This window comes from Kitasatospora sp. NPDC001660, assembly GCF_053596725.1.
Map to the genome: position 1 here is coordinate 17008 of NZ_JBSFGU010000032.1, position 17155 is coordinate 34162.

Annotated in this window: 14 protein-coding genes; 8 read left to right on the forward strand and 6 right to left on the reverse strand. The window is 72.9% G+C overall.

From position 1 onward, the window contains the following. Positions 1-144: 144 nt before the first annotated feature. Positions 145-777: a DUF6099 family protein gene (locus ACWCXH_RS27950; RefSeq protein WP_449804246.1), complete on the forward strand. Its 633-nt coding sequence runs from the start codon at positions 145-147 to the stop codon at positions 775-777. On the opposite strand, the gene ACWCXH_RS27955 is transcribed toward ACWCXH_RS27950, so the two are convergent. Continuing rightward, positions 720-950, reverse strand: coding sequence for a hypothetical protein (locus ACWCXH_RS27955; protein WP_449804247.1), 231 nt, complete (start codon positions 948-950; stop codon positions 720-722). The two genes, ACWCXH_RS27950 and ACWCXH_RS27955, sit on opposite strands and share 58 nt — an antisense overlap. Before the next feature lie 387 nt (positions 951-1337). Further along, complete coding sequence (gene dapD / locus ACWCXH_RS27960) at positions 1338-2327, reverse strand: 2,3,4,5-tetrahydropyridine-2,6-dicarboxylate N-succinyltransferase (protein WP_449804248.1); 990 nt, start codon at positions 2325-2327, stop codon at positions 1338-1340. Between the two features lie 141 nt (positions 2328-2468). On the opposite strand from dapD, the gene ACWCXH_RS27965 reads away from it, so the two are divergent. The 3 genes from ACWCXH_RS27965 to argF all read left to right on the forward strand — a co-directional run bounded on the left by ACWCXH_RS27965 (position 2469) and on the right by argF (position 7825). Then, complete coding sequence (locus tag ACWCXH_RS27965) at positions 2469-4043, forward strand: 3' terminal RNA ribose 2'-O-methyltransferase Hen1 (protein ID WP_449804249.1); 1575 nt, start codon at positions 2469-2471, stop codon at positions 4041-4043. Continuing rightward, entirely contained in the window at positions 4040-6697 is a 2658-nt protein-coding gene (locus ACWCXH_RS27970; protein ID WP_449804250.1) for a polynucleotide kinase-phosphatase, read from the forward strand. The genes ACWCXH_RS27965 and ACWCXH_RS27970 overlap by 4 nt, the downstream gene beginning before the upstream one ends. Before the next feature lie 126 nt (positions 6698-6823). After that, positions 6824-7825 carry an ornithine carbamoyltransferase gene (gene argF / locus ACWCXH_RS27975; protein ID WP_449804251.1) on the forward strand — a complete coding sequence of 334 codons (1002 nt, stop codon included), beginning with the start codon at positions 6824-6826 and terminating at the stop codon, positions 7823-7825. Between the two features lie 3 nt (positions 7826-7828). On the opposite strand, the gene ACWCXH_RS27980 is transcribed toward argF, so the two are convergent. The 3 genes from ACWCXH_RS27980 to ACWCXH_RS27990 all read right to left on the reverse strand — a co-directional run bounded on the left by ACWCXH_RS27980 (position 7829) and on the right by ACWCXH_RS27990 (position 9375). Next, complete coding sequence (locus ACWCXH_RS27980) at positions 7829-8362, reverse strand: superoxide dismutase family protein (RefSeq protein WP_449804252.1); 534 nt, start codon at positions 8360-8362, stop codon at positions 7829-7831. Between the two features lie 76 nt (positions 8363-8438). Continuing rightward, positions 8439-8846: a type II toxin-antitoxin system VapC family toxin gene (locus tag ACWCXH_RS27985; protein WP_449804253.1), complete on the reverse strand. Its 408-nt coding sequence runs from the start codon at positions 8844-8846 to the stop codon at positions 8439-8441. 139 nt (positions 8847-8985) lie between these two features. Next, positions 8986-9375, reverse strand: a complete 390-nt coding sequence (locus ACWCXH_RS27990; RefSeq protein WP_449804254.1) for a hypothetical protein — start codon at positions 9373-9375, stop codon at positions 8986-8988. A 13-nt stretch (positions 9376-9388) separates the two neighbouring features. Here ACWCXH_RS27990 and ACWCXH_RS27995 point away from each other — a divergent pair, with 13 nt between their 5' ends. The 3 genes from ACWCXH_RS27995 (at position 9389) to acnA (ending at position 13448) form a co-directional block, all read left to right on the forward strand. After that, the gene (locus ACWCXH_RS27995; protein ID WP_449804255.1) at positions 9389-10417 is read left to right on the forward strand and encodes a hypothetical protein; all 1029 of its coding nucleotides are present in this window, start codon (positions 9389-9391) and stop codon (positions 10415-10417) included. Further along, entirely contained in the window at positions 10414-10566 is a 153-nt protein-coding gene (locus ACWCXH_RS28000; RefSeq protein WP_449804256.1) for a hypothetical protein, read from the forward strand. Before ACWCXH_RS27995 ends, ACWCXH_RS28000 begins: the two co-directional genes overlap by 4 nt. A gap of 221 nt (positions 10567-10787) precedes the next feature. Then, the gene (gene acnA, locus ACWCXH_RS28005) at positions 10788-13448 is read left to right on the forward strand and encodes an aconitate hydratase AcnA (protein ID WP_449804257.1); all 2661 of its coding nucleotides are present in this window, start codon (positions 10788-10790) and stop codon (positions 13446-13448) included. Positions 13449-13696: 248 nt separating this feature from the next. On the opposite strand, the gene pepN is transcribed toward acnA, so the two are convergent. After that, complete coding sequence (gene pepN, locus ACWCXH_RS28010; RefSeq protein ID WP_449804258.1) at positions 13697-16261, reverse strand: aminopeptidase N; 2565 nt, start codon at positions 16259-16261, stop codon at positions 13697-13699. A 223-nt stretch (positions 16262-16484) separates the two neighbouring features. Here pepN and ACWCXH_RS28015 point away from each other — a divergent pair, with 223 nt between their 5' ends. After that, positions 16485-17117: a mycothiol-dependent nitroreductase Rv2466c family protein gene (locus tag ACWCXH_RS28015; protein ID WP_449804259.1), complete on the forward strand. Its 633-nt coding sequence runs from the start codon at positions 16485-16487 to the stop codon at positions 17115-17117. Positions 17118-17155: the final 38 nt, after the last annotated feature.

The window sequence follows — 17155 nt, forward strand, 5'->3', positions numbered from 1 at the left end:
TGTCCACAACCCGGGGGTTGTCCACAGCTTTGGAAAGGGTCGATGCGGACTTCCCGCCCTCGGCGCACGCTTTCGCCGTGACCACGAACCGCCCCCGCGGCGGCCGTGGTCGGACGGCGACGGCGAGCGGAAGGGGTGGCGGCCATGGAGGCGCTGCGACTGATCAAGACGGCCCGGCACGCCCTGGTGGAGGCCAGGCACGTACCGGACGTGCTGGCGGAGGCGCGGCAGGCGGCGCTGCTCACCGAGGCGGTGGGAGCCCGGCTGGGGGAGCTGGACGACGAGGAGCTGGCAGGGCTGGGCAGGGAGCTGTCCGAGGCGGGCGCGCACGCCTCGGTCTGCCTGGACCGGTCCATGGTCAGGGCCGCCGTGCTGAGCGGCGGACGGGCCGGCCGGTTCGGCGAACTCGGCGAGCTGGAGGTGATGTTGGAGGCGCTCGACGGGCTGCTGCGGGAGCTCGGCGAGACGCTGGTGGTGCTGGCCTGCGGGGCCGACACCGAGAGCGTGTACTGGACGTGCATCGACACCGTCGACGCGGTGGCGGAGTGCAAGGACCTCGTGGCGCGGCTCCGGCAGGTCGCGGGACGGCCCCTGGGAGCGGCGGAGACGGCGCTCGGCGGTGCGGAGGCCGAGCCGGCGGGCCGGGGCGCGCCCTTACTGGTGGTCCGGCTCGGCCCGCCGGGTGAGAGCGGGCCGACGGACGGGGCACGGGCGTCGGGCTACCGGGTGCCCGGCGCGGCGGCCGGAGCCTCGGAGGTGTCCGTGCCGGTGGGGTAGGCGGCCGTGCCGGCGACGCGGACGCCGGAGGACCGGAGTTCGGCGAGGTCCGCGGTCACCGAGGCGAGCAGTTCCTGCATCTGCTCCAGCAGGCTCTTCGGAGTGGCGGCCGGGTCCACCGGGCTGCTCGGGAGCTGCGGCGCGGCGGATGTCTCGGACCAGGGTTCGGACATGACGGGACCTCTTCGGATCGGTAGTGCGACGTGAAGCGGCCGACGGTGGCTCGGCCCGCGCGGCGGGGGTGGCTGACGCCTTGCCACCGGGGCGCACGCTCCCGCCGCAGCGTCCAACGACCCGCTCCGGTACCGGGTCACCGCACACCACCCGATGCGGTCCATGCGGGCAGGCCGATCAGCCTCCCGGGTGATCCCAGGGTTGCCGCCGCGAAGAGGCCTGGGCTAGGAGGAGGGCGGGCGAAGAAGAGGTGGGTGATGGGCTGGGATTGGCTGCTCGGCGCCGGTGTACCCGGCGCCGAGCAGCCCAGGGGAAAGCGGCCCCGACAGCACAGCGCCCGGCGCCGCGAGTGCGCGGGGCCGGGGCACTGGACCGAGAGGGGTGGCTCAGTTGTGGGCGTGGAGGTCGGCGTTGAGGCCGCCCCAGGAGCCGGAGCGGGCGATGACCTCGACGGCGCCGGTCTGGGAGTTGCGGCGGAAGAGGAGGTTGTCCTGGCCGGACAGCTCGACGGCCTTGGCGATCTTGCCGTCGGGCGTGGTGACCCGGGTGCCGGCGGTGACGTAGAGGCCGGCCTCGACGACGCAGTCGCTGCCGAGCGAGATGCCGATGCCGGCGTTGGCGCCGAGCAGGCAGCGCTCGCCCACCGAGACGACCTGCTTGCCGCCACCGGACAGGGTGCCCATGATCGAGGCGCCGCCGCCGATGTCGCTGTGGTCGCCGACGACGACGCCCGCGCTGATCCGGCCCTCGACCATGGAGGTGCCGAGGGTGCCGGCGTTGAAGTTGACGAAGCCCTCGTGCATCACGGTGGTGCCCGTGGCGAGGTGCGCGCCGAGGCGGACGCGGTCGGCGTGGGCGATGCGAACGCCGGACGGGGCGACGTAGTCGGTCATCCGCGGGAACTTGTCGATCCCGAACACGGCGAGCTGGCCGCCCTGCGCGCGGACGGCGAGGCGGGCCGACTCGACCCGGTCCACCGGGACGGGGCCGATGCTGGTCCAGGCGACGTTGGCGAGCAGGCCGAAGATGCCGTCCAGGTTCAGGCCGTGCGGCTGGACCAGCCGGTGGCTGAGCAGGTGCAGGCGCAGGTAGACGTCGTGCGTGTCGAGCGGCTTCTCGTCCAGCGAGGCGACGGTGGTGCGCACGGCGACCACCTCGACGCCGCGCCGGGCGTCGGCGCGCAGCGCCTCGGCGGCGCCGGCGCCGAGCTCGGCCTCGGCCTGCTCGGCGGTGAGCCGGACGGTCCCGGCGGGGCCGGGCTCGGCGGTCAGGACGGGGGCGGGGAACCATGTGTCGAGGACGGTTCCGTCGGCGGCGATGGTGGCCAGGCCGGAGGCGACGGCACCGTTCGGGAGCGTGGTGGATTCAGCAGTCACATCGTGCACGTTAACCAATGCGGGGGCCCGGTGCCGAAAACGCCCACCGTGCGGACGTGCCCGGTGCGGGCCGCCGCCGACCGGGCGTGGGCTGGGAAAACCCGGTGCCGACGGGATCACCGCTCGGCAATACTCGGACGGGTGTTCATGTCGATCTCCACAACCGGCAGCGCCGAGAACCCGGCCACGGATCTCGGGTTCCTGCTGCACAAGCACCCCGGCAAGGTCCAGCGGTTCACGACGTCGCACGGCGAGGCCCACGTCTTCTACCCGGAGGCGGGGGACGAGCTCTGCACGGCGGCGCTGCTGCTGGACGTCGATCCGATCGCGCTGGTCCGCAAGGGCCGTGGCAAGGGCCGCGGCGGCTCGCCGGACTTCGCGCTCGCCCAGTACGTCAACGACCGGCCCTACGCCGCGTCCTCGCTGCTCGCGGTGGCGCTGCGGACGGTGTTCCGGTCGGCGATGAAGGGCGTCTGCCAGGCCCGCCCCGAGCTGCCCGAGCAGGCGCGCCCGCTGCGGATCGCGCTGCCCGCGGTGCCCGCGAACGGCGCGGGCGAGGGCGGCGGCCCGGCGATGGTGGCACGGCTGTTCGAGCCGCTGGGCTGGCGGGTCGAGGCGGGGGCGATCCCGCTGGACGAGGCGTTCCCGGAGTGGGGCGAGTCCCGGTACGTGCGGATCGAGCTGGCCGCGGAGTCCGTGCGCCTGTCCGACGCGCTGCAGCAGCTGTACGTGCTGCTGCCGGTGCTGGACGGTGCCAAGCACTACTGGGTGGCCCCGGACGAGGTGGACAAGCTGCTGGCGGCGGGGCAGGGCTGGCTGGCCGATCACCCCGAGCGCGCCCTGATCGCCCGCCGCTACCTGTCGCGGCGCTGGTCGCTGACCCGGGCGGCGATGGAGCGCCTGGAGCTGGCCCGTCTCGCGGAGGCGGACGACCGCGAGGTCGAGGAGATCGACAACGCGGTCGACGACCAGCCGGATGAGGGCCCCCAGCCCGACGACGGCACCCGGGAAGCGTCGAGCGGGACCACCGACACCGCGCTCGCACCCGAGAAGCAGCCCTCCCTCGCCGAGCAGCGCCGCACCGCGATCCTGGCCGCCCTGCGCGAGACCGGCGCGACGAAGGTCGCCGACCTCGGCTGCGGCCAGGGCGAGCTGATCGGCGCGCTGCTGAAGGACCCCCGGTTCACCGGGATCCTCGGCGTGGACGTGTCCGTGCGGGCGCTGCAGGTGGCGGCCCGCAAGCTGCGCCTGGAGCGCCTGCCGGAGCGGCAGGCGGCCCGGGTGACGCTGGTGCAGGGCGCGCTGACGTACACCGACGCGCGGTTGAAGGGCTTCGACGCGGCGGTGCTGTGCGAGGTGATCGAGCACCTGGACGTGCCCCGCCTGCCCGCGCTGGAGTACGCGGTGTTCGGCGCCGCCCGCCCGGGCGTCGTCGTCGTCACCACGCCGAACGCCGAGTACAACGTGCGCTGGGAGAGCCTCCCGACGGGCGCCGTCCGGCACGCCGACCACCGCTTCGAGTGGTCGCGGGCCGAGTTCCGGGTCTGGGCGGAGCGGGTGGCCTCCGCGTACGGCTACACCGTCGAGCTGTGCCCGGTCGGCCCGGAGGACCCGGAGGTCGGCCCGCCCACCCAGCTGGCCCTGTTCCGCACCGGGACCGGGACGACCGCAAGCGAGATCACCACCACGACGCCCGGAGGAGGCGAACCCCGATGACCGACGAAGCGACCGCGACGCCCGAGCCGACGCCCGAGCCGACGCCCGAGCCGACGCCCGACGCGACGCCCTCTGCAGCAGGGCCGAGCGCCCCCCGTCGCCTCCCCGTCACCGACGTCTCCCTGGTCGTCCTGATCGGGACCAGCGGCTCGGGCAAGTCCACCTTCGCCCGCCGTCACTTCCTGCCCACCCAGGTCGTCTCGTCCGACTTCTGCCGCGGCCTGGTCGCCGACGACGAGAACGACCAGTCCGCCTCCGCCGAGGCCTTCGACGTCCTGCACTACATCGTCGGCAAGCGCCTCGCCGCCAGCCGGTTGACGGTCGTGGACGCCACCAACGTCCAGCCCGAGTCCCGCCGCCAGCTGGTGCGGATCGCACGCGACCACGACGTGCTGCCGATCGCGATCGTCCTGGACGTGCCGCCCGGTGTCTGCGCGGAGCGCAACCGCACCCGACCGGACCGCCAGCTGCCGGCCCACGTGATCCCCCGCCAGAACCGCGAACTGCGGCGCTCCCTGCGCGGATTGGAGCGCGAGGGCTTCCGCAAGGTGCACATCCTGCACGGCGAGGCCGAGGTGGCGGCGGCCGAGATCGAGCTGGAGAAGCGCTACAACGACCTGCGCCACCTCACCGGCCCGTTCGACGTCGTCGGCGACATCCACGGCTGCCGCTCCGAGCTGGAGACCCTGCTGACCCGCCTCGGCTACACCCTCGCCCGGGACGCCGAGGGCCGCCCGGTGGACGCCGCGCACCCGGCCGGCCGCACCGCCGTCTTCGTCGGCGACCTGGTCGACCGCGGCCCGGACACCCCCGGCGTGCTGCGCCTGGTGATGGGCATGGTGGCGGCCGGCCACGCGCTGTGCGTGCCGGGCAACCACGAGAACAAGCTGGGCCGCGCGATGGACGGCCGGAAGGTCACCGTCTCGCACGGACTCCAGGAGTCGCTCGACCAGCTGGCCGGCGAGAGCGAGGAGTTCAAGGCCGAGGTGCGCGCGTTCATGCGCGGCCTGGTCAGCCACTACCTGCTGGACGGCGGCGCGCTGGTGGTGTGCCACGCCGGTCTGCCGGAGAAGTACCACGGCCGCGCCTCCGGCCGGGTGCGCTCGCACGCGCTGTACGGGGAGACCACCGGCGAGACCGACGAGTACGGCCTGCCGGTGCGCTACCCGTGGGCGGAGGAGTACCGGGGCCGGGCGCTGGTGGTCTACGGCCACACGCCGGTGCCGACCGCGAGCTTCGTCAACCACACCATCTGCCTGGACACCGGCTGCGTGTTCGGCGGCAGCCTGACGGCACTGCGCTACCCGGAGCGCGAGCTGGTCAGCGTGGCGGCCGAGCGCGAGTGGTACGCGCCGGTGCGTCCGGTGCTCACCGACGCGCCGGGCGCCCGCGAGGGCCGCCCGCTGGACCTCGCCGACGTGGCGGGCCGGCGGATCGTCGAGACCGGGCTGCACGGGCGGGTCGCCGTCCGGGAGGAGAACGCGGCGGCGGCACTGGAGGTGATGAGCCGCTTCGCGCTGGACCCGCGGCTGCTCGCCTACCTGCCGCCGACGATGGCCCCGACGGCCACGTCCCGCCGGGACGGCTTCCTGGAGCACCCCGAGGAGGCGTTCGCCGCCTACCGCGCGGACGGCGTCCGGCAGGTCGTGTGCGAGGAGAAGCACATGGGCTCGCGCGCCGTGGTGCTGGTGGCCCGGGACGACGCGGCGCTGGAGAAGCGCTTCGGCGTGGCCGGCCCCGGCGCGATCTGGACCAGGACGGGCCGCGCGTTCCTCGCCGACGGCGGACTGACGGCCGCCGTGCTCGGCCGGGTCCGGGCCGCCGCCGAGCGGGCCGGGCTGTTCGAGGAGCTGGGCACCGGCTGGCTGCTGCTGGACGCCGAGCTGATGCCGTGGTCGCTGAAGGCCGTCGACCTGCTGCGCCGCCAGTACGCGGCGGTCGGCGCGGCGGCGGGCGCCGCCCTGCCGGTGGCGCTGTCGGCACTGGAGCGGGCGGCCGGGCGTGGTCTGGACGTCGAGGGGCTGACGGCCCGGCAGCAGCAGCGCGCGGCCGACGCGCGGGCGTTCACCGAGGCGTATCGGCGCTACTGCTGGCCGACCGAGGGGCTCTCCGGCATCCGGCTCGCGCCGTTCCAGGTGCTGGCCGCCGAGGGGGCGAACCTCGCGGTGCGCCCGCACGACGAGCACCTGGCCTGGATCGACCGCATGGCGGACGCGGAGGACCCCGACGCGCCGCTGCTGCACCGCACCGGCCGACTCGTGGTGGACACCGCCGACGAGGCGTCCGTGGCGGCCGCCGTCGCCTGGTGGGAGGAGCTGACCGGGGCCGGCGGCGAGGGCATGGTGGTCAAGCCGCTGGGCTCGCTGGTGCGGACGGAGCGGGGCGAGGGCCGTCCGGGCGGGCTGGTGCAGCCGGGCGTCAAGGTGCGCGGCCGGGAGTACCTGCGGATCATCTACGGCCCGGACTACACCGAGCACCTGGACCGGCTGCGCGAGCGCGCGCTCGGGCACAAGCGCTCGCTGGCGCTGCGCGAGTACGCACTGGGTCTGGAGGCGCTGGACCGGCTGGCGGCCGGCGAGCCGCTGTGGCGGGTGCACGAGGCGGTGTTCGCCGTGCTCGCGCTGGAGTCCGAGCCGGTCGACCCGCGCCTCTAGCCGACCGGGAACCGAGGGGGAGTCCGCCCCGGGCTCCCCCTCGTTCACCCGCGCGCTGCATACTAATTCCACATATCGTATACACTTGCCGCTTTCCCGTTCGTCCCGTCACCCCAGGAGCCCGGCATGGCCTTCAACCTCCGGAACAGGCACTTCCTCAAGGAGCTCGACTTCACTCCCCAGGAGTTCCGCTTCCTGGTGGACCTCGCGGCCCAGCTCAAGGCGGCGAAGTACGCGGGCACCGAGCAGCCCCGGCTGCGCGGCAGGAACATCGCGCTGATCTTCGAGAAGACCTCCACCCGGACCCGCTGCGCCTTCGAGGTCGCCGCGCACGACCAGGGCGCGAGCACCACCTACCTGGACCCGGCCGGTTCGCAGATCGGCCACAAGGAGTCCGTCAAGGACACCGCCCGGGTGCTGGGCCGGATGTTCGACGGCATCGAGTACCGCGGGCACGGCCAGGCGGTCGTCGAGGAGCTCGCCGCGCACGCGGGCGTGCCGGTCTGGAACGGCCTGACCGACGAGTGGCACCCGACCCAGATGCTGGCCGACGTGCTCACCATCACCGAGCACACCACCAAGCCGCTCACCGACGTCGCCCTCGCCTACCTCGGCGACGCCCGCTCCAACATGGGAAACTCGCTGCTGGTCACCGGCGCGCTGCTCGGCATGGACGTCCGGATCGTCGCGCCCCGCGCGGTGTGGCCGGCCGAGGACGTGCAGAAGGCGGCGCAGGCGCTCGCCGAGACCACCGGCGCCCGGATCACCCTCACCGAGGACGTGGCGGAGGGCGTGGCCGGCGCCGACTTCCTCTACACCGACGTCTGGGTCTCGATGGGCGAGCCCAAGGAGGTCTGGGCCGAGCGGATCGAGCTGCTCCGGCCGTACCAGGTGTCGATGGACACCGTCCGGGCCACCGGCAATCCGGACGTCAAGTTCCTGCACTGCCTGCCCGCCTTCCACGACCTCGGCACCGAGGTCGGGCGGCAGATGCACGAGGCCACCGGGATGACCGAGCTGGAGTGCACCGACGAGCTGTTCGAGTCGGCGCACTCCATCGTGTTCGACCAGGCGGAGAACCGCCTGCACACCATCAAGGCGGTCCTGGTCGCGACCCTCGGATCCTGACCGTCAGCCGTCCAGTTTGACGCAGGCCACCCGGTCGCCCGCCGCGTGCGGGCCGGCCGGAGTGCCCGCGTGCAGCACCAGCGAGCGCGCCTCGCCCGGCCGCGCCTGCCAGTCCACCGCGGCCGAGGTGCTGCCGCCGCCCCGCTCGTCGGTGCGCAGCACGAGCCGCAGCTCGTTCCGGTCGTTGGCGAACGCCGGGTCGGTGGACGGCTGCACCGGGTCGACGGCGTGCTGGTAGTGCGGCCCGGACGCGGCCGGGTCGGCCCCGCAGGTGCCGGTGTGCAGGTGCACCGGGAACTCGTGCCCGGGCGCGAGCCCGGCGACCGTGAGCGTGAGCACCGTCCGCCCGGGCGCCGAGCGGTCGGTGACGACGGTGGCGTGCGAGCCGTACGGCACGAGGTCGCTCGCGTAGCTGATGGCGGAGGGCGGGACGAAGGCCGACGCCGGGTCGAAGTCGGCCTCGATGACGGACACCGGCGAGGCGGCGGGGGCGAGCAGGGCGAGCGGCAGCAGGGCGCTGGCGAACGGGACGGGCATCGGCGGGCCTTCCACGGGCAGGGCGACGGTCGCCCTGCTCAACGCCGCCGGGCCGCTCGGGACACCCCCGGCCGGCTCACTGCGGCGGGCGGTGGATGCCCCGGATCTCGCAGCGCGGCCCGCTGGCCCGCATCAGCCGCAGGTCCGCCGTGATCAGCGGCACCCCGTACCGCTCGGCGACGGCGACGTACGCGGCGTCGTCCGGGGTGAGGTTGTCCTTGAGTTCCCAGATCCGGCCGAGCAGCGGCGCCACCTCGACCTTGCGGATCGCCACCGCGGCGAGCTCGGTGGTGAGTTCGGCGACCCGTTCGGCGGTCAGCTCCTTGGCCAGGTAGAGGCCGCGCAGCGACTGCATCACCTCGACGACGATGTGCTCGGGCGCCAACCACTCGCCGTCGGAGGCGAGTTCGGCCCGGGCCGCAGCACCGCGCGGGCCCTCGTCGGCCAGCGCGAGCACCAGCGCGGACGCGTCCACCACGATCATCGGTCGGCCCCGGTCCTTCCCGAAACGTCACTTCACGGCCACCGTACCCGCCCGTGCCCCGGCCGGTGGCGGCGGGATTCGGGCCGGGTGCCGGACGGACGCCGGACGGGCGCCGCGGCGGGGAGCGGCGGCGGACGCGTCAGCCGCCGAGGAGCGGTGCGGCGAGCAGTCCGGCGAGCAGTCCGGCGAGCATGGAGGCGGCGTTGGCGGTGCCGGAGGCGATCCAGGGGAGCGGGTCGCGCGGGCGCAGGCCGGTGACCGGACAGAGCAGGAGCGCCTCGACCGCGCAGACCGCCGCCTCGCTGAGCCCGAAGGCCGTCCAGTACGCTGCGGCGGGCCCGCCGGTCCAGTGCCGGAGGGTCCACCAGAGCACCGGGTGCGTCGCCAGGTTGACCAGCACGGCCGCGGCCACGGCCCGTCCCGGGCGGACCCGCCCGGCGAGGGCCAGGGCGGCGGTGTAGACGGGCGTCTCGGTCAGCAGGGTGAGGGCGAGGGCCACCGGGTAGCGCACGGCAGGGAATCGTGCCATGGGGAGGGGGAGCGTGGCGATCACGGGTACGGCGATCACGGATACGGGGACGGCCTCCGGCGCCTGGCCCGCGGCCGGGCCGGGGCTGCGGCTGGGCGTGGGCCCGCAGGCGGGTTTCGTGGTGGCGGTGGTGCTGGCCCTCGTGCTGGCGCTGCGAACGCCGACCGGGCTGGCGGTGCTGGGGCTGGCGGCCTTCGGGCTGCTCCACAACGTGCTGGAACTGCGGTACGTGGCGGGCCGGTTCGCGGTGGTGCTGGCCGGTCCGCTGCTGCGGCTGCTGCTCATCCTGGTCACCGGCATCGTCGTGTGCCGGCTCCTGCCGCCGTCCGCGTTCTCCCGGTCGGCGGAGATCCTGCTGGCGTACGGGCTGCTGGCGGCGGCCTGTTGGTACGGGCTGCGCGGCCGTCCGCTGCTGCTGGCGGGTGCCGCGGTGGTGCTGGCGGTAGCGGCGGCGGGGTCGCTGTCCTTCCCGGCGTACCACTTCGTGGTGCTGGCGCACCTGCACAACGTGGTGCCGCTGCTGTTCCTGTGGGAGTGGTCGCGACGGCTGGCGCGGGGGCGCGCGCTGTTTCTCGCGCTGCAGTTCACGTGGGTGCTGCTGGTGCCGGCGCTGCTGCTGAGCGGGCTGCTGGACGGCCTGCTGGCGGGCGCGGCGGGCGGCTGGACGGCCCGCCTGGAAGCCGCCTACACCCCGCCCGCCTGGCTCGCCTCCAACCTCGGCCTGCGCTTCCTGGCGGTGTTCGCGTTCCTGCAGACGATGCACTACGTGGTGTGGGTGTGGTTCCTGCCGCGTTACGCGGCGGAGGCCACGGAGGGTTTCGAGGCCCGGGTGCCGGCTCTGCGGGGTGCTCGCGCCTGGGCGCTGGGTGCGGCGGCCGGCGGGGTGCTGGCGGTGCTGTTCGCGGCGGACTACGCGCAGGGCCGTGCGCTGTACGCGGCGGTGGCGAGCTACCACGCCTACCTGGAGTTCCCGGTGCTGCTGATGCTGGTCCTGGGGGCCGCCCACCGGGGCGCCCCCGCGCGAATCGAGGAGGACGCATGACGACGACCCTGCTGGCCGATGTCGCCCCTGGGCCGGTCGCCGCCGGAGGCGGGATGCTGCTGGTCCTGCTGCTGCTCGGCGGGGTGGTGGCGGGGGCGGTGTGGCTGATTCGGCTGGAGCGCAAGCGGCGCGGCCCGGACGGCCGCTGAACTGGGCGGACGTCGATCCGGGCATGCCTGCGGTGGTGAACGCGGCGGCATGCACTATGGTTTATCTCGACATCGAGATAACTGCCCATTACCGTATATCTCGACATCAAGATACTTGCCGAGAGGCGCTCGCCGGCGATGCGGCAAGGTAAGCCTAACTAAGGCTGACCTTACCACCGTGGTGGCCGGATATCGCGTGAAGCACACAGAAGGAGTCAGTCGTGTCCGCGAACAGCTTCGACGCCCGCAGCTCGCTGCAGGTGGGCGACGAGTCGTACGAGATCTTCAAGCTCTCCGCCGTCGAGGGTTCCGAGCGGCTGCCGTACAGCCTCAAGGTGCTGCTGGAGAACCTGCTCCGCACCGAGGACGGCGCGAACATCACCGCCGACCACATCCGCGCACTCGGCAACTGGGACGCCACCGCCCAGCCGAGCCAGGAGATCCAGTTCACCCCGGCCCGCGTGATCATGCAGGACTTCACCGGTGTGCCGTGCGTGGTCGACCTCGCCACCATGCGCGAGGCCGTCAAGGAGCTGGGCGGCGACCCGGCCAAGATCAACCCGCTGGCGCCGGCCGAGCTGGTCATCGACCACTCCGTCATCGCCGACAAGTTCGGCACCCCGGACGCCTTCGTCCAGAACGTCGAGATCGAGTACGGCCGCAACAAGGAGCGCTACCAGTTCCTGCGCTGGGGCCAGACCGCCTTCGACGAGTTCAAGGTCGTCCCGCCGGGCACCGGCATCGTCCACCAGGTGAACATCGAGCACCTGGCCCGTACCGTCATGGTCCGGGGCGGCCAGGCCTACCCGGACACCTGCGTCGGCACCGACTCGCACACCACCATGGTCAACGGCCTGGGCGTGCTCGGCTGGGGCGTCGGCGGCATCGAGGCCGAGGCCGCCATGCTGGGCCAGCCGGTCTCCATGCTGATCCCGCGCGTCGTCGGCTTCAAGCTGACCGGCCAGCTGCCGGCCGGCACCACCGCCACCGACCTGGTCCTCACCATCACCGAGATGCTGCGCAAGCACGGTGTGGTCGGCAAGTTCGTCGAGTTCTACGGCGACGGCATCGGCGCCATCCCGCTGGCCAACCGCGCCACCATCGGCAACATGTCGCCGGAGTTCGGCTCCACCTGCGCGATCTTCCCGATCGACGCCGAGACCATCAACTACCTGAAGCTCACCGGCCGCGACGAGCAGCAGCTCGCCCTGGTCGAGGCGTACGCCAAGGAGCAGGGCCTCTGGCACGACCCGTCGGTCGAGCCGGTCTACTCCGAGTACCTGGAGCTGGACGTCTCCACCGTCGTCCCGTCGATCTCCGGCCCGAAGCGTCCGCAGGACCGCGTCATCCTGGCCGAGGCCGCGCAGAAGTTCGCCGAGGCGCTGCCGGCCTACTCGGCCGAGGCCTCCAAGCCGACCACCGTCACCGCCCCCGACGGCTCGAAGTACGAGATCGACAACGGCGCGGTCGTGATCGCCTCGATCACCTCCTGCACCAACACCTCCAACCCCTCCGTCATGCTGGGCGCCGCCCTGCTGGCGAAGAAGGCCGTGGAGAGGGGCCTGACGGTCAAGCCCTGGGTCAAGACCACCCTGGCGCCCGGCTCCAAGGTCGTCATGGACTACTACGAGAAGGCCGGCCTGCTCCCGTACATGGAGAAGCTGGGCTTCAACCTGGTCGGCTACGGCTGCGTCACCTGCATCGGCAACTCGGGCCCGCTGCCCGAGGAGGTCTCGGCCGCCGTCAACGAGGCCGACCTCGCCGTCGTCTCGGTGCTCTCCGGCAACCGCAACTTCGAGGGCCGGATCAACCCCGACGTCAAGATGAACTACCTGGCCTCCCCGCCGCTGGTGGTCGCCTACGCCCTCGCCGGCAACATGAACGTCGACATCACCAAGGACGCCCTGGGCCAGGACGCCGACGGCAACGACGTCTTCCTCGCCGACATCTGGCCGTCCGAGCAGGAGGTCGCCGACGTCGTCGCCGGCTCCATCGACCAGGACATGTTCGACAAGGGCTACCAGGACGTCTTCGCCGGCGACCACCGCTGGCAGTCGCTCCCGGTCCCGACCGGCAACACCTTCGAGTGGGACGCCGAGTCCACCTACGTCCGCAAGCCCCCGTACTTCGAGGGCATGGCCAAGACCCCGAGCCCGGTGACCGACATCGCCGGCGCCCGCGTCCTGGCCAAGCTGGGCGACTCGGTCACCACCGACCACATCTCCCCGGCCGGCAACATCAAGCCGGGCACCCCGGCGGCGCAGTACCTGACCGCCAACGGTGTCGAGAAGCGCGACTTCAACTCCTACGGCTCGCGCCGCGGCAACCACGAGGTCATGATCCGCGGCACCTTCGCCAACATCCGCCTGCGCAACCAGATCGCGCCGGGCACCGAGGGCGGCTACACCCGCGACTTCACCCAGGCCGACGCGCCGGTGTCGTTCATCTACGACGCCTCGCAGAACTACCAGGCCGCCGGCATCCCGCTGGTCGTCCTGGCCGGCAAGGAGTACGGCTCCGGCTCGTCCCGCGACTGGGCCGCCAAGGGCACCGCGCTGCTGGGCGTCAAGGCCGTCATCGCCGAGTCGTACGAGCGCATCCACCGCTCGAACCTGATCGGCATGGGCGTCCTGCCGCTGCAGTTCCCCGAGGGCCAGAACGCCGACTCCCTCGGCCTGACCGGCGAGGAGACCTTCTCCATCGCCGGCGTGACCGAGCTCAACGAGGGCCGCACCCCGAAGACCGTCAAGGTCGTTGCCGTTGGCCCGAACGGGACCAGCAACGAGTTCGACGCGGTCGTCCGCATCGACACCCCCGGTGAGGCGGACTACTACCGCAACGGCGGCATCCTGCAGTACGTGCTGCGCTCGCTCATCGGCTGAGCACCGCGCTAGTGGCTGAGAGGCCGGACCGCACCTCGCGGTCCGGCCTCTTTCGCATGCTGCGCCAACCGGGCCCGCCCCCTTGTGCGTTGTGCGGCCGACGGACCGAACCTCAGTGCCGGCGACCTGGAAGTACGGCGGCAGCACCTTCTACAGCTCCGGTCGACGGCGACGACGCGCAGCCCGGCGGGTGACGCCGCACGCAGAAGGGGCCCGCCACTGCGGCGGGCCCCTTCACGCGGCGGCCGTCAGGCCCGGTCGCAGGCCTGCGCGCGCAGGGCCCGGGCCAGGTCGTCCCGGCGCTCGATCACCAGGCGGCGCAGCGCGGGCGCCGCGCCCGGGTGGCCGTCCAGCCAGGCGTCGGCCTCGGCGAGGGTCTGCTCGCTGATCTGGGCGCTCGGGAAGAAGCCGCCGACGAAACGCATCGCGATCTCGATGGTCCGCTCGGCCCAGATCTTCTCCAGCAGCTTGAAGTAGGGCGCCGCGTAGAGGGCGGTCAGGTCGCGGTGGGTGGGCAGGGCGAAGCCCGCGATGTTCGCCTCGACCAGGGCGTTGGGCAGTTCGTCCGAGTCGACGACGGCCGACCAGGCGGCAGCCTTGGCCTCGGGGGTGGGGCGGGCGGCCAGGCACTGGGTGTACTGGCGCTTGCCGCTGGCCGTGTTGTCGGCGGCCAGCTCCCCGGCGAGCTCCTCGTCGGCGGCGTGCCCGGCGGCGGCCAGGGCGAGCCACAGCGACCAGCGCAGCTCCTGGTCGACCTCCAGGCCGTCGATCCGGGCGCTGCCGGCGAGCAGGCCGCGGACCAGGCCGAGGTGCTCGGCGCCGCCCGCGGTCTGGGCGAGGAAACGGGCCCAGGCCAGCTGGTGGTCGCTGCCGGGGACGGCCTCGCGCAGTTCGCGCAGGGCGCCGTCGGCGAGCAGCCGGCCGCCCTCGGCGCGCCAGGCCGGGTCGGCGTAGAGGTCGACGGCGGCCTTGGCCTGGGTGTGCAGGGACTGCAGGACGCCGATGTTGCCCTCCTGGCCGGCGAAGCGCAGCACCAGGGCGACGTAGTCGCGGGCGGGCATGAGGCCGTCGCGGGTGAGGTTCCAGACGGCGGACCAGGCGAGGGCGCGGGCGAGGTCGTCGCGGATCTCGCCGAGGCCGGTGCGCAGGGTCTCCAGCGAGTCGGCGTCGAAGCGGATCTTGCAGTAGGTGAGGTCGTCGTCGTTGAGCAGGACGAGCGCCGGGCGGGGGCGGCCGGCGGCCTCGGCGACGACGGTGCGGGCGCCGGTGACGTCGAGCTCGATCCGGGCGGTGCGCACGAGGGCGCCGTCGCAGTCGCGGTCGTAGAGGCCGACGGCGATCCGGTGCGGGCGCAGCACGGTGCCGTCCTGGAGGACGGCGAGTTCGGTGATCCGGCCCTCGGCGTCGGGGGTGACCTGGGGGGTGAGCGAGTTGACGCCGGCGGTCTGCAGCCAGGCGGCGGCCCAGGACTTGAGGTCGCGGCCGCTGGTCTCCTCCAGGATGTTCAGCAGGTCGGCGAGTTCGGTGTTGCCGAAGGCGTGGCGCTCGAAGTAGCGGCGGGCGCCCTCGAAGAAGGCCTCCGAACCGGCGTACGCGACGAGCTGCTTGAGGACGGAGGCGCCCTTGGCGTAGGTGATGCCGTCGAAGTTGAGCTTGGCGGCCTCGAGGTCGCGGATGTCGGCGGTGATGGGGTGGGTGGTGGGGAACTGGTCCTGCCGGTAGGCCCAGGCCTTGCGCTGGTTGGCGAAGGTGATCCAGGCGGAGCTGTAGCGGGTGCGGGCGCCGATCAGTCCGTAGGAGCCCATGAAGTCGGCGAAGGACTCCTTGAGCCACAGGTCGTCCCACCAGCGCATGGTGACGAGGTCGCCGAACCACATGTGCGCCATCTCGTGCAGGATGACGTTGGCGCGGCCCTCGTAGGCGGCGTCGGTGACCTTCGAGCGGAAGACGAAGTCCTCCTTGAAGGTGACGCAGCCGGGGTTCTCCATGGCGCCGATGTTGTACTCGGGCACGAAGGCCTGGTCGTACTTGCCGAACGGGTACGGGTAGTCGAACTCCTCGTGGAAGAAGTCGAGTCCGAGCTTGGTGACGCCGAGGATCTCGTCCGCGTCGAAGTAGCGCGCGAGCGACTTGCGGCACATCGCGGAGAGCGGGATCTCCAGCGTGGTGCCGTCGGCCAGTTCGCGGCTGTAGTGGTCGCGGGCGACGTGGTACGGGCCGGCGACGACGGCGGTGAGGTAGGTGGAGATCGGCTTGGTCGGCGCGAACTCCCAGGTGCGGGCCGCGCCTTCGGTGCCGACGTTCTCGGAGACGGCGTTGGACCACACGTCCCATGCGGCCGGGGCGGTCACGGTGAAGGTGAACGGGGCCTTCAGGTCGGGCTGTTCGAAGTTGGCGAAGACCCGGCGGGCGTCGGCCGGCTCGTAGTGGGTGTAGAGGTAGGTCTCGCCGTCGGCCGGGTCGACGAAGCGGTGCAGGCCCTCGCCGGTGCGGCTGTAGGCGCAGTCGGCCTCGACGGTGAGGACGTTGTCGGCGGCGAGCCCGTCGACGTGGACACGGGCACCGTCGAAGGCGGTGGCCGGGTCGATCGCGCGGCCGTTCAGGGTGATCGAGCGGACGGCGGGGGCGAGCAGGTCGAGGAAGGTGCCGGTGCCGGGCCGGGTGCAGCGGAAGGCGACGGTGGTGGTGGAGCGGAAGGTCGCGGCCGCGGGGTCGGGGGCGGAGGTCACGTCCAGCCGGACCTGGTAGCCGTCCACGGTCAGGATGCTGGCCCGCTGCTGGGCTTCGTCGCGGCTCAGGTTCTTGCCCGGCACGGCGGTACTCCTTTGTCCGGCTCGCACGGTGGTGCGCTTCTGTCTGTGCGGTCCTGCGCGGGGTTCGGCGCATCAGGGGCATCCTTTCACGCCGTCCCGCGCCGGTACCATTGCACAGGCCGGTGGGCCGGGGCGGAATCAGCGGGGCCGGGCGGGCGTTGGCCCTCGGATGGGGGGAAAGCCTTTCCCCCATTCCTCGGACACCTCACGAAGGACGACCGCAGTGACGACCGCCGCCGAGCGCAAGACCGCCGACTTCTGGTTCGACCCGATCTGCCCGTGGGCGTGGATGACGTCCCGTTGGCTGATCGAGGTCCAGCAGCTTCGTCCGGTGGACGTGAACTGGCACGTGATGAGCCTGTCGGTGCTCAACGAGGACCGCGACCTCCCGCAGCAGTACCGCGACCTGATGGACAAGGGCTGGGGCCCGGTGCGGGTGTGCATCGCGGCCGCGCAGCAGTACGGCGAGGAGGTGCTCGGCCGCCTCTACACCGAGCTGGGCCTGCGCCTGCACAACCAGGCGATGCCGCTGGAGCGGGCGACGGTCGAGGCGGCGCTGGTGGCCGCGGGCCTGCCGGCCGAGCTGGCGGACGCGGCCGACACGGACGCGTACGACGAGGCCCTGCGCGCCTCCCACAAGGAGGGCATCTCGCTGGTCGGCGAGGACGTCGGCACCCCGGTGATCGCGGTGGAGGGCGCGGACGGCGACCGGGTCGCCTTCTTCGGCCCGGTGGTCACCCCGACCCCGCGCGGCGAGGCGGCGGCCCGGCTGTGGGACGGCACCCTGCTGGTGGCCTCCACCCCGGGCTTCTACGAGATCAAGCGCACCCGGACGGCGGGCCCGTCCTTCGAGTGAGGTTCGCGTCGCACACGTGAAGTCGCACACGTGAAGTC